The 14,626-nt window shown below is 66.4% G+C and carries 1 protein-coding gene (cut by a window edge); it reads right to left on the bottom strand.

Annotation, left to right across the window (positions count from 1 at the left end):
- Window positions 1-14,626: the 5' portion of a non-ribosomal peptide synthetase gene (locus BM338_RS14485; RefSeq protein ID WP_090451852.1), read on the bottom strand. 17,435 nt of this gene lie to the left of the window's left edge; only the first 14,626 of its 32,061 coding nucleotides appear in the window; it begins with the start codon at window positions 14,624-14,626; its stop codon lies off the left edge, out of view.

Below are 14,626 nucleotides of genomic sequence, written 5' to 3'. Positions count from 1 at the left end.
TCGCGGCAGGCGCCTGCCTCAGAACCAGTCCGCCGAAGCGAACGCAGATCCTGCCTGCCTCGTCGCACAGGTCGATATCGAAGGTCCGTCGTGCTGCGTCGTACTCGTCGTGCTGCGTCACCACGGCCCACATATGCGTGGCACACGCAGCATGGATGTCCAGCGAAGCGAGCGTCGCGGGCAACCAGAGCGTGTCGCCAGCGGATGATGCCAATCCGAGGGTGGACTGAAGTGCCGCGTCGAGCAGGCTCGGATGCAAGGCATAACCTTCCAGACTTATGCCGGCTGGCAGTGCGATGCGAGCCAGGGACTGCCCTGTCCCCACGAAAATCTCCGCCAAGGCTCGCAGGGAAGGTCCATAGACCAGTCCCATGCGCTCGAAGGCCTCGTGGCATTGCGCCGCATCCAGCCGCAACGCATCACATGCCTGCCGCAGGGTATCGATGTCGTATGCAGCAAGCGTTTCGCCTGCCGCGACGAGCGCAACCGAACCTTCGGCGCACACCGTTGCTTCGTCATGGAAGATCTCGAAGCGGATCGCGCCATCGTCCTGCGGCAGCAGGCCGACGTGCACTTCCAACCCATCCGCATCGACCACCACCGGCCGTTGCCACACCACGTCCACCAGCCTCAGTCGCTCGTCGCCATCCAGCGCCTCACGAGCGGCCCGAACCACCATCTCCAGTTGCGCGACACCGGGCAGCACACGGCTGCCACGCACCATATGGTCAACAAGGAAGGACTCGCGGCCCGTGAAGTGCGAGCTGAAGCGCTGCAGGGCGAACGTCGAGGTATTCCGGTGCAACAGAGGATGCAGCGCGGCGGCGGATGACGCGACCGACGGCGCCGTATCCAGCGGAAGCCAGTAGCGCTCGCGGGCGAACGGATAGGTGGGCAGGCTTACCCGGCGCGGATGACGATCGGCATGCAGGCTGCGCCAGTCGAACGCCAGACCCTTCGTCCACAGCGCGAGCAACTTGCCGTGCTTACCTTTGGCAAGCCAGGCCCGCACCGCGCCATCCATATCGTCATCGTCGGTCAGCTCGGCCAGGGCATCGCGGTTGCGCCTGGCCTGGCCCTGGTAAAACTCGTCGATAGCGGTCTCGCCGGCCAGCCAGGCCGCCAGCTTGTCGCGAAGTTCGTCCAGCGAATGCACCAGCAGCGCAAGACGCTCGTCCATCGCTTCGCGGCCGACCTGCAGCGTGTACGAGAGATCGTGCAGCGGAAGCTCCGGATTCGCCTCGATGGCCGCGAGCAACCGCTGTGCCTGTTCACGCAGCCGATCCTCGTCACGTGCCGACAGCGGCACGATCGCGGGGCCGCTTTCCTGCGCATTCGCAACCGCTTCGACGTATTCCTCGATCACGACATGGGCATTCGCACCGCCCGCACCGAAGGAGGAGATACCGGCGATGCGGGTGCGTTCGCGGCCATCGATCACCGGCCGCGGCCAGGTTGCGAGCTCCTGCTGCACCACAAACGGCGTGGTCTCGAAATCGATATTCGGATTCAACACGGCCGAATGCAGGCTGGGCGCCAACTGCCGATGCTTGAGTTGCAACAGCACCTTGGTGACGCCGGCGACACCCGCCGCGCTTTCGCAATGGCCGATGTTCGACTTCGCCGAACCAATCGCGCAGTAACCCGTATCCCGCGTCCAATGCCCGAAGGCTTTCGACAGGCCAGCGATCTCGATGGGATCGCCAAGGCTGGTGCCGGTACCATGCGCTTCGATGTAACTGATGTGGCGAGCATCCACGCCGCCCTTGCGAAGGGCGCGTTCAATGACTTCCGCCTGCGCGTTCGGATTCGGCACCGTGTAGCCGTTGGTCTTGCCGCCGTGATTGACCGCGGTGGCGCGGATCACGCCGTAGATGTGGTCACCGTCGGCCTGCGCCAGCGCCAGCGGCTTCAACAACACTGCGCCCACACCCTCACCCGGCACGTAGCCTTCGCCACCTTCGCCGAAGCTCTCGCAGCGGCCCTTGCCTGAGATAAAGCGGCCCTGGGCTAGCGTGAGGTATTTGTTCGGGTGGATCGAGACGTTTACGCCGCCCGCCAATGCCACCGCGCAGTCGCCGCGCTGGATCGCCTGGCAGGCGAGATGGATCGCCGTCAACGACGACGAGCACATCGTGTCCAGCGCCATGCTCGGACCGTTGAAGTTGCAGAAATAGGAGACGCGATTGGCGATGGACGCCGGATGGCCCGCCACTGCCAGGGGCTTGCCGCGCACCTGCTCCTGCGCGCCGTAGAGTTGGTATTCCTCGTACATCACACCGGCGAAGACGCCGACGTTGCCGCCCTCGGCCACGTTGTCGCGCGTGTAGCCCGCGTCCTCCAGCGTGGCATGCACGCATTCGAGGAACAGCCGCTCCTGCGGATCCATCAGCTCCGCTTCGCGCGGCGAAATGTTGAAGAACAGGGGATCGAAGCGGTCCACGCCGTCGATGAACCCGCCCCATTTGCCGTAGGTCTTGCCCGGCGCGTTGCGATCCTCGTCGAAGTAACGGGCGTGATCCCAACGGTCAGCAGGTATCTCGGTGATGCTGTCGATGCCTTGGCTCAGGTTCGCCCAGAACGCCGCGATATCGGCGGCCTGCGGATAGCGGCCAGCCATACCGACAATGGCGATGACACCAGCGTCTTCGCTGCCCACCTTGTCGGCACGGCTGCGCATGTCGTAACGCGCCCGGCTTGCCTGAGGCAAGGAGATCGCCTTCTCGACCTTCGTCGCGACCGCCGCCGACACGGCGGCGGCCACACTCCGCCGCTCGCCGAGCAAGGCGGCCAGCGCCTCGCGATGTTGCCGCGTGAAATAGCCGGCCAGTGCCGCCAGGGTCTGGTATTCGAAGAACAGCGTCTTCGGCAGTGGGCCGAAGGTTTTTTCCAGCGAGCGCGTCAGGTCGAGCACCATCAGCGAGTCAATACCGTAGGTCTCCATGCGCGCCCGGCGATCGATCCGGTGCAGGGGCAGCTTCAGCGCCGTCGACAGGAATCGCTCGAAGTGGCGCGTGGCGCGCTCCTGGAATACGTCATCATCCTCGGCGCTGCTCGCCATCGCGACAGCAGGCTCCGGTTCGGGAAGGATGTCGTTGACGGGATGCTCCATCGGATGATCGATCGCTGCCGGAACAGGAACGGAAACGCCCGGCTCCGCGATGCGGAAGGCGAGCTTGCGGAAGCGCAGGCACGGCACGCCATCGTCGCCGCACAGATCGATGTCCACCACACCCGTGACGTCGCCCTGACGCACCACCGCCCATATCGCATTTGCGCACGGTCCCAGCACGTCGAGCGCCGCCAGCGACACCGGCAGCATCAGCGGCGACGTGTCGCCGCCTACGCCGAGGTACAGGCCGATGGATGCCTGCAGGGCCGCATCGAGCAGACCCGGTGGCCATGCATAGGCGCCCCCTTCGGTCCGCCACGTTTCCGGCAACGCAATCCTGGCGAGCGCTACGCCGTCGCCGGCAAACAGTTCGACCAGGCCACGGAAGCCTTCGCCATAGCCGAGCCCCATCGCGTCGAACACGGCGTAGCACGCCGCGGCGTCGAAATGCCGCGATGCGCAGCGTGCGCGCAAGGCTGCGATGTCGTGGGAAGCCGGAGCCGGACCGCTGGCCATCGTGGTGACCATGCCGTGGCCGTAGACCAGGCCCGTGTCACCGTCGGCATGAAGTTCATAGGCGATGTTGCCGCCGTCTTCCGGATACAGCGACAGGTGCAGCGCCACGCCCTCGTCGCCGGCGACCACGGGTCGCATCCATGCGACATCTTTCAAATGCAGCGTGGTGCTGGACTCCATGACCGTGTCCACCGCGAAGCGCGCCATTTCCAACTGGGCCACGCCAGGCAACACCGCGCGGCCGCCGACGCGATGGTCGGCAAGCACGATCTCGTTCCCGCCGAAGCGGCTGCTGAAGCGCGGCCCGGCAAGCGTCGACGTATTGCTGTGTACGAGCGGATGCAGCATCGCCACGCGGGAGCGTGATGCGACCGCGCCCGGCGACACCCAGTACCGCTCCGTGGCGAACGGATATGTCGGCAGGCTGATGCGGCGCGGCGTGCGACCCGCGTGCAGGCGGTGCCAGTCGATGGCGTAGCCTTGCACCCACAGTCCCACCAACGCATCCAGCCGACCTTGCGCGATCCACTCCTGGATCGTGCCGTCCATGTCTTCGCCGGCGGCATCCCGCAGTTTGTCGGCCCGGCCGAGATGCGCTTCGCCGGTACCATCCAGGAAGCGCGTCAGCTTGCCATGCAGGTCGTCCAGCGAAGTGGCGACGAAGCCGAGGCGTTCCTCCATCGGCTCGCGACCGGCCTGCAAGGTGTAGCCGAGATCGGCCAGGGCGACGGGCGTCGCGGACGAGGCGACGAAATCGGCGAGAAGTTGTACCTGTTCGTGCAACCGGTCGCGATCGCGGGCGGACAGCAGCACGGCTACCGGACCCGTGGTTGTGACAGCGTCCATTGCGGGTGCCACGTACTCCTCCAGCACCACGTGCGCATTGACACCGCCGAAGCCGAACGAACTCACGCCCGCACGCCGCGGTACTGGCCGGCCCTGCGCATCGTGCAGCGCCGTCCACTCGCGTGCGCCGGTCAACACATGGAACGGGCTGCCCGCCAGATCGATATAGGGATTGAGAACCTCGGCATGCAGGCTCTTCACTAGGGTGCGGTGCTTCATCTGCAACAACACCTTCACCACACCGGCGACGCCCGCGGCGAGTTCGAGATGGCCGATATTGGTTTTCACCGAACCCAGACCGCAGTGCGCGGCAGCGACATCGCTCCCGCCGGTCGCCGCATAAAGCTCGCGGAACGCGGCCTTCAGCCCGTTCACTTCCACCGGATCGCCCAGCGGTGTGCCGGTGCCATGCGCCTCGATATAGGTCACCGTGCGCGGATCGATCCCGGCCATCTCGTGTGCGCGGCGAATCACTGCCGCTTGCGCCGCGGGATTCGGTGCCGTGAGGGAGTTGGCGCGGCCGCCGTGGTTCTCCGCGATGCCGCGCACCAAACCGTAGATATGATCGCCGTCGCGCTCGGCGTCGGAGAGCTTTTTCAGCACTAGCATCGCCACGCCTTCGCCGCGCACATAACCATTGGCGTCGGCCGAGAAGGTCTTGCAGCGGGCATCCTCGCTGAGCATGCCGGCGCGCTCGAAGCTGATATGCAATTCGGCATTGACGATGGTGTTGACGCCACCCGCAACGGCCATCGCGCAATCGCCGCGCTCGAGCGCGAGCACCGCGCGGCGCAGCGCGACCAGCGAGCTGGAACACGCGGTTTCCACCGGCTCGCTCGGTCCGTGCACGCCAAGGAAGTAGCTCATCCGGTTGGGGCCGACCGAGGCCACCGTGCCGGTTGACGAATACCCTTCAATCGCCGCGCCGGCACGGCTGGCCAGCATGGCGTATCCGCTGGGCATGGTGCCCACGTAGAGGCCCAGGTTGCTGCCCGCCAGCGCAGAGGCGGCATAGCCCGCGTCCTCCAGCGCCTTCCACACGTGGATCATCATCAACCGCTGCTGCGGATCCATCAGTTCGGCTTCCTTCGGCGAGATGCCGAAGAACGCCGGATCGAACTCGTCCACACCGTCGATGAAACCACCGCGCACGGCGCGACCGGCGCTGGCTTCCGGCGCGCGTTCGCCATGCCATGCCAGCCAGTCCGCCCGCGCAGCGGGCATCTCGCCGATGCAATCCCGGCCTTCCGCCAGGTTGCGCCAGAACGCGTCGATGTCCTCGGCCTGCGGAAAGCGGCCGCTGATGCCGACGATCGCCACTGGTTCCTTCGCCGCGGGCGACGGCGCGGATACCGCGGCGATGAAACCGCGGCGAGTACGTGCGCGCGTGGATGTGGGGATGGATTCGTGATGGAGCGCTTGCGCGACCGAAGCGGGAACGCGCGCCGCTACGACCGGCGCCGCGAAACGCGCAGCCAGCACGTCTCGATGCTCGCGCGCCAGGTACCCGGCCAGGCCATCCAGCGTGGGGTACTCGAAGAAGAGCGTCGGCATCAGCTCGAGGCCGTACTGCCGGTTCAGCGCGTTGGCGAAGCCGGTCAGCGAGATCGAATCGAAACCGTATTCGCTGAGCGAGGTATCGCCGTCGAGGTCTTCCGGCTTCACCTTGATTAGCGACGAGACCATCGCCGTGAGTGCCCGCTTGAGCGCATCGCGCAAGCCATCATTAGAGGGATGCGTGGGAGGAGTGGCCCGCTCCGGCGATGCCGCTACAACGCGCACCTCAGGCATCGCCGCCACACGCGGCGCATCGAGGAACACCTCGCGGATACGCGCGGGCTCGCCCTCGATCACCAGCACCTGGCTCAAGCCCGTCGCCAGCGCGCGGCGCAGAGCCTCCACGCCATTCGCCGTGCCCATCGCCTGCATACCCCACTGCCGCGCCAGCATGGTGCGGGTCGCCTCGTCGGCGCGCATGCCGCCCTCGGCCCACAGCGGCCAGTTCACCGACAGCGTGCGGCCGTGGCGCTCGCCGCGCGCCACCCGGTCGGCACGTTCGTGCGCGAAAGCATCCATGAAGGCGTTGGCCGCGGCGTAGTCCGCCTGCCCCACATTGCCGGCCGCACCCGCGATCGACGAGAAGCAGACGAAACAGTCGAGGGGGATGTCGCGGGTAGCGTCGTCGAGGTTCAAGGTGCCCGCCACCTTGGCGGCGAACACGTCGCGCAGGTGTTGCCGGGTCTTGCCCGCGAGGTAGCCGTCGCGCAGTACGCCCGCAGCGTGGATGACGCCGTCGAGGCTTTCGAATTCCTCAGGAATGCCACACACCACTGCGGTCAGCGCATCGACATCGGCGACGTCGATGACGTGATAGCGCACCACCGCGCCGAGTGCCTCCAGACGGTGGATCGTTGCCAGGATGCGCTCATCGGGCGTCGATCGGCCGGTCAACACCAGCACCGGGTTACGCACCTCGCGGGCGATCGCCTCGGCGAAGATCGAGCCAAGCCCGCCGGCGCCGCCGGTGACGAGATAGACGCCGTGGTCCTTCCACGGCGATACGGCTGCCGTGGGCTGACGTTCCGTCCAGCTCGCGACATGGCGCGCGCCATCGACGTAGCGCACATGGCGCGCGTCATCGTCGCGGTTTTCCAGCAGCACCGCGGCCACGCTCTGTCCGGATTCCACCGCGATCAGTTGGCCGAGGATGCGCGGGTTTTCCAACCCTGCCGTGCGCAGCATGCCGAGCAGGCCGGCCAGTGGCCGGTTGTCGCCCTGGGATGGCACCACCACCTGCACGCGGTGCATGCCACCTTGCGTCGTCAGCGACTGCAGTCGTTCGAGCAGCATGGCTGCCGACGCTTCAAAACGCGTCGCCAAGCTTCCATCCATAGGAGCAAGGACAAGCGTTGCACCAGGAAGTCCGTGCATGGCGTCGCCCATATCGACGCCACAGGCCATCACAAGATGGCTTGCGAACGGCTCACCGATAACGGCCTGCGCCGCCTTCACCGTCCATGCTTGTTCCAGCAGCATGGTACGGGGCGCGGCTGGCTCGCTCGCCACGGCGGCCATCGCGCGCAGGGCAACTTCGGTAAGGCGCACGCAGACGGCACCCTGCTCGTCGCAAAGGTCGATATCGAGTCTCGGCACGGCCTGGTCTGCGCTGCTGCCGTTGCTGTAACGAACGACGGCCCACGCGACATCCGCGCACGAACGCATCACGCGCAGACCACCAAGGGCGAAGGGTACTCGCGGCACCGCCGCCGCGGGCACGGGGAGTTGCAAGCCCAACGTGGCCTGGAACGCGGCGTCGAGCAGACTGGGATGCAACTCGTAACCATCGACCGGCGCCGCTGCGGGCACGGCGATGCGTGCGAGTACCTGTCCGGCACCGGTGTGGAGTTCGCGTACGCCCTGGAAGCTAGGGCCGTAGTTCAAGCCCATGCGCGAGAACGCGGCGTAGCACTCCGCCGTCGTATGCGTCGACGTGCACGACTGACGCAACACGGCTAGATCGTGACCGGCCACCGCTTCCGCGGCGTGCCCATCGAAGGCTGTGCCTTGCGCGTAGATGACGCCTTCGTCGCCATCGCCGTGGATCTCGAAGCCAATGGCACCGTCCGCCTCCGGATACATCGAGACATGCAGCGCGATGCTTTCGGAACCAGCGACGATGGGCCGCATCCATGACACGTTCTTCAGACGCGGCTCGAAGCCTTTACCGGCGACCTCCATAACTGCTCGCCGGGCCATCTCCAACTGAGCGACGCCCGGCAGCATGCGCGCGCCACTCACCACATGGTCGGCGAAGAAGAACTCGTGGCCACTGAAGCGCGAGCTGAAGCGCGGCCCCTCGAGGTCCGACGTGTTCTGGTGCAGCAGAGGGTGCAAGTTCGCACCGGCGGCAACCACCGGTCGCGCATCACCGGTCTGGATCCAGTAGCGCTCGCGGGCAAACGGATAGCTGGGCAGACTGACACGCCGTAGCGGCGTGTCACCACGCAGGTGCCGCCAGTCGATCGCGAGGCCTTTCACCCACAGGTCCAGCAACTTGCCGAATTTGCCACGGGCAATCCACGCATCAACGATGGCGTCCACGTCATCGTCGCCGGCGAAGGCCGACAAGGCTTCCTTGTGGCGACGGACCTGTCCGCGGTAGAGGCCGTCGATCGCCGTTTCCCCGGCGATGTGGGCGGCGAGCTTCGCGCGCAGTTCGTCCAGCGAATGCACGAGTAGCGCCAGGCGTTCATCCATCGCCTCGCGGCCGACCTGCAAGGTGTACGCGAGGTCGTGCAGCGCAAGCGCAGGGTTCGCCTCAATGACAGCAAGCAGGCGCTCGACCTGCTCGCGCAGGCGATCCTCATGGCGTGCCGAGAGCACAACGAGGGCCGGCCCCGTCGCTTGTGCAAGAACGGGCGCCGTGTATTCCTCGATCACCACGTGAGCGTTCGCGCCGCCCGCGCCGAACGAAGAGATGCCCGCGATACGCGGCCGTTCGCGACCGTCGATCACCGGTCGCGGCCACTCAGCGAGTTCCTGCTGCACTACGAAAGGTGTGGCATGGAAGTCGATGTTCGGATTCAACACGGCCGAATGCAGGCTGGGCGCCAACTGCCGATGCCTTAGTTGCAGCAGCACTTTAGTTACACCAGCGATGCCCGCCGCGCTTTCACAGTGGCCAATGTTCGATTTCGCCGAACCGATCGCGCAGTAGCCCGTCTCCCGCGTCCAATGGCGGAATGCCTTGGCGAGCCCCGCGATTTCGATCGGATCGCCGAGACTGGTACCGGTGCCGTGGGCCTCGATATAGCTGATTTCGCGCGCATCGACACCCCCCCTGCGCAGCGCACGCTCGATCACCTTCGCCTGCGCGTTCGGATTCGGCACGGTGTAGCCGTTGGTCTTGCCGCCGTGATTGACTGCGGTGGCCTTGATGACACCGTAGATGTGATCGCCGTCGGCCTGCGCCTGCGCCAGCGGCTTCAACAACACCGCACCCACGCCCTCACCCGGCACGTAGCCTTCGCCGCCTTCACCAAAGCTTTCGCAGCGGCCCTTGCCCGAGATGAAGCGGCCCTGGGCCAGCATCAGATACTTGTTCGGATGGATCGAGACGTTTACGCCGCCCGCCAACGCTACCGCGCAGTCGCCGCGCTGGATCGCCTGGCAGGCGAGATGGATCGCCGTCAGCGACGACGAGCACATGGTGTCCAGCGCCAGGCTCGGGCCGTTGAAGTTGCAGAAGTAGGAGACCCGGTTGGCCACTGACGCGGGGCTACTGAACACCGCGAGGTTGTTGCCCCGCGCCTGCTCCTGCGCGCCGTAAAGCTGGTATTCCTCGTACATCACGCCGGCGAAGACACCGACATTGCCATCCTCGGCGACGTTCTCGCGCGTGTAGCCCGCATCTTCCAGCGTGGCGTGCACGCATTCGAGAAACAGGCGCTCCTGCGGATCCATCAACTCCGCTTCGCGCGGCGAGATGTTGAAGAACAGGGGATCGAAGCGGTCCACGCCGTCGATGAAACCGCCCCACTTGCCGTAGGTCTTGCCCGGCGCGTCGCGGTCTGCGTCGTAGTAATCGCGATAGTCCCATCGTTCGGACGGAATCTCGGTAATGCTGTCTTTGCCCTGGCTCAGGTTTGCCCAGAAGGCTTCCAGGTCGACGGCCTGCGGATAGCGTCCGGCGACGCCGACAATGGCGATCTCGCCCACGGCGTCTGCGGGCGTATCCGGCACCACCTTTGCCACGTCACCGCGCGCACCCTGCTCCGCGCCGAAGCGAGGGCGGAGCGACGCCGGTGTCTGGACAGGTTCGGCGGTATTCCGCGGTGCAACTGTTACCGGCGTTTCCTGCGTGTTCTCGCCGAGCAATTCGGTCATGCGATCGCGATGCGCGTCGAGGAAATGCCCGGCAAGCTCGGCGATGGTCTGGTATTCGAACAGCAAGGTCTTGGACAAGGATCCGAAGACCTGTTCCAGTGAACGGGTCAGTTCCATCACCAAGATGGAATCGATGCCGTAGGCTTCCATCCGCGCCCGTGCATCGATGCTATCCACCGACCGCTTGAGCGTGCCGGCCAGCAGGCGAACGAAATAGCGCACGGCTTTGTCGCGCAGATCGTCGGATGGCGCGCCGGGCCCTTCGGCCGGTGCCGACGGCATGACCGGAACGTCCGCGAGCGAGGCCATGAAGCGACCAATCACACCCTCGGCGACCAGTACTTGCGGCGCATCCATCGCGAGCGCCTGTTCCAGCGCGGCGAGACCGCTGGCCGTGCGCAACGGCACCAGGCCGGTCTGCGCGGTCATGTCCACACGGGTCGCCTCGTCGACGCGCATGCCGCCCTCTTCCCATAGCGGCCAGTCCACCGACAGCGTGCGGCCTCGGCGCAGCCCTTGGGCGACAAACTCCGCCCGTTGGCGGGCGAAGGCATCCATGAAGGCGTTCGCGGCCGCGTAGTCAGCCTGCCCCACATTGCCGAGCGCACCGGAGGTCGACGCGAAGCAGAGGAAGACGTCGAGGTCCAGCTCGCGGCTGGCTTCGTCGAGATGCAGCGTACCCTCGACTTTCGCGCGCAACACGTCGCGCAGTTCGTCGCGGGTCTTGCGCACGATCAGGCTGTCGCGCAGGAGGCCCGCCGCGTGGATGATGCCGTTGAGGCCACCGGTGATCGCCGCGAGTTCGCGCACGCACGTCAGCACGGCCTCGCTATCGCCTACGTCGAGCTGGCGATAGCGCACCGTGGCGCCCGCCGCTGCGATATCGGAGAAGCTGGCTTCCAGTGCGTCAGTCCGTGGCGAGCGACCCGTGAGCACCAGCGTGGCGCCCTTCGCTACGTCGGCGATCCGGCGCGCAAGAACCCTGCCCAGGCCACCCGCGCCGCCGGTGATGAGATAGGTTCCACCCACCTTCCAGGGTGAGTTCGTGGCCAATGGCGGCGCGACTTCCGTCCAGTGCACTTCCTGTCGCACGCCTTCCACGTAACGAATGTGCGAGACAAGGCTGTCGCGGTTCTCGACGATAGCCTGGACGATGTCCTGCCCTGCTTCGACCTCGATGACCTGACCGACGATGCGCGGATTCTCTCGCTGCGCGGTGCGCAGCAGGCCACTGAGGCCGCCCATCAGCTGCCCACTGCCCGCTTGCGGCACGACGATCTGAATCAGGTGCCGCCCGGGCTGCCGGACCATGGCCTGGATGTTTTCCAGCAGCAGCGCGGCGGCGGATTCGTAGCGCCGCGCCGTATCGTCATCCTCGTCGATGTCGATGCAGGTCACGCCGTGCAGGCGCAGCGGTACGTCGGTCGACGGCGCAGCGGCGCAAAGCATGACCACGTGTTGCGCATGGCCACTGGCTCCCGCCGTCGCGGACCGCGGATGCCACGCGGGCACGAGCAACGCCGTCCGCGTCGCCTCCTCGTCCGCCTGGTGCACCGCGCGCAGGCAGAAGCCGCGAAGGCGCGCGTATACGGTACCGGCGTCGCTGCACAGATCGATCTCGAACCGGTTCAGCGCATCACCCGGGCGATGACCGGGTTCGCGGCGAATCACTGCCCACAGGTCGGCGTTGCATGGCGCCATGACTTCCAGCGATGCGAGCGCGAACGGAAGCGCGAGCCTGGTATCGGAACCTTGCTCCACGAGACAGGCGATGGTCGCTTGCAGCGCCGCGTCGAGCACGCTGGGATGCAAGCTGTAATCGCCTTGCGACGACTTCGACGTCTCGGGCAGGACGATGCGCGCCAGCGCTTCCGCCTCACCGACAAAGAGTTCGCCGAGCGAACGATGCGCGGGTCCGTAAGCAAGACCCATCCGCTCGAACCACGCGTAGTACGCGTTCGCATCGCGACGAGGACGACCGCAGCGCGCGCGTATCGACGCGAGGTCGTGGGTGACGGCGTCCGGGCCGGATGCCTGCTTCACCACCACGCCCTGGCTATAGACGGTGCCGTCGTCGACATCGTCGTAGATCTCGAAGGCGAAGCGTCCGTCGCCTTCGGGAAACAGCGCGACGTGGCATTCCCTGGGCTCGTCTCCCGCCACGAAGGGACGCAGCCACACGACGTTCTCCACGCGGCAACGGCCTGCGGTGGCGAACGCGAGTTCCGCCGCGCAGCGGACCATCTCCAACTGGGCCGCGGCCGGCAGGGTGCGTCGCGCGAGCACGACGTGGTCGGCGAGGAAGCTCTCGCGCCCCGTGAAGCGGCTGGTGAAACGAAGCCCCCCGACATTCGAGGTGTTACTGTGCAGGAGCGGGTGGATCGCCGCCTGCGCATCGGATGCGGCCTTCATCTCGACCCAGTGTTTTTCCCGCACGAACGGATAGGTCGGCAAGGCCAGGCGCCGGCGTGGGCCGGACACGTGCAGAGCGGCCCAGTCGAAGACCTGGCCATGCACCCAGCGCTGCGCCGTCGCGACGAGATCGACATCGGGTGACACCGGCGGCGCGTCGACGGCCAATGCCATCATCTCGGCCATGAGTTCGCCGATGAAGACGCTTCCGTCGTTCGTACCATCGGCAAGCCACGTCTCCAGCCGATCGCGCAGCGTCGCCACCGCATCGACCACCGTAGCCAGGCGCGCGGCCATCGCCTGCCGCCCTACCTGGAGCGTGTACGCCAGGTCGGCCAAGTCCTTCTCGCCGATGTCGCCGGAAGCGAGCGCATCGAGCAGCTGCCGCGCGCGCTCGCGCAATACCGGCGCGGTCTTCGCGGAAAGCACGATGAGCGCGGGCTCGCGCAACGACGGCGCTGCATCGGCCGGTGCGTAGCCGCCGGGGTACTCCTCGACAACGACGTGCGAATTCACACCACCGAAGCCGAAGGAACTGATGCCCGCACGGCGCGGGATCGACTGGCCATCCTCCGCGGCACCGGTCACCCAGGGCTGAGCTTCGTCGACGATGAAGAACGGACTCCCGTCCAGCGTGATGCGCGGATTGAGCTTGCGGTAGTGCACCAGGGGCGGAAACACTCCGTGCCGCATGCACAGGATGGTCTTGATCAGGCCGGCCATTCCCGCCACCGCTTCGAGGTGGCCGACGTTGGCCTTGACGCTGCCGACGCCGCAGGAGCGCTCGTCCAGCACCTCGCCGCGCTCGGCGGCGACGCGGGCGAAGGCCATCTTCAGCCCCTCGATCTCGATCGGATCGCCCTTGGGCGTGCCGGTGCCGTGCGCCTCCACGTAGCTCACCGTGCCCACTGGCACGTCGGCTTCGCGCAGGGCATGCGCGACGACATTCGACTGCGCGAGCGAACCAGGATAGGTGACCGTGCGTGCATGGCCGCCGTGGTTGATAGCCGAGCCGCGCAGCACGGCCAGGATCCGGTCATTGTCGGCAATCGCCTTCGCCAGCGGCTTGAGCAGCACCATGGCCGCACCTTCGCCGCGCACGTAACCGTTCGCACGCTCGTCGAAGGTCTTGCAACTGCCGTCCGGCGAGAGCATGCCGGTCTTGGAGAACGAGATGAAATGCGTGGGGCTGCACAGCACGCTCACTCCGCCCACCAGTGCCTGCTCGCATTCGCCGCGGCGAATAGCATGGGCGGCCTTGTGCAGCGCCACCAGCGAACTCGAACACGCGGTATCGACCGGCAGACTGGGGCCGTGCAGGTTGAGGAAATAGGAGATGCGATTGGGGATCAGGGCGGTATGCGTGCCGGTCGCGACGTGAGCCTCGATCGCATCGAGCGCGCGGCCCAGGTGGTCGCGATAGTCGAAAGTGAAGACGCCGATGTAGACGCCGGTGCGGGTACCGCTGAACGCGCGCGGATCGTAGCCGGCATCTTCCAGGCAGTGCCATGCCTGCTCGAGCATGATGCGCTGCTGCGGGTCCATCACCGCCGCCTCGCGTGCGGATATACCGAAGAAGTCGGCGTCGAAGTACTCCACGCCGTCGATGAAGCCGCCCCACTTGCTGGTCGACTTGTTCGGCTCGCGCACGTCGGCGGAGTAGAACGCATCCTTGTCCCAACGGTTCGCCGGCACCTCGCTCACGCTGGAGCGTCCCTCGCTGAGGTTGCGCCAATACTGCGCGTAGTTTTCGGCGCCCGGGAAGCGGCACGACATGCCGACGATGGCGATGTCCTCGCGTGCCGCGGTTGGCGGTGTGGACGACTGGTTTTGCGGGATCTGACCGACGTTCAT

Origin of the sequence: Dyella sp. OK004 (assembly GCF_900114495.1) — a bacterium.
Lineage (GTDB): Bacteria > Pseudomonadota > Gammaproteobacteria > Xanthomonadales > Rhodanobacteraceae > Dyella_D.
The sequence above is the reverse complement of the archived record's forward strand: the minus strand, read 5'-3'. Positions and strand labels throughout refer to the sequence as shown.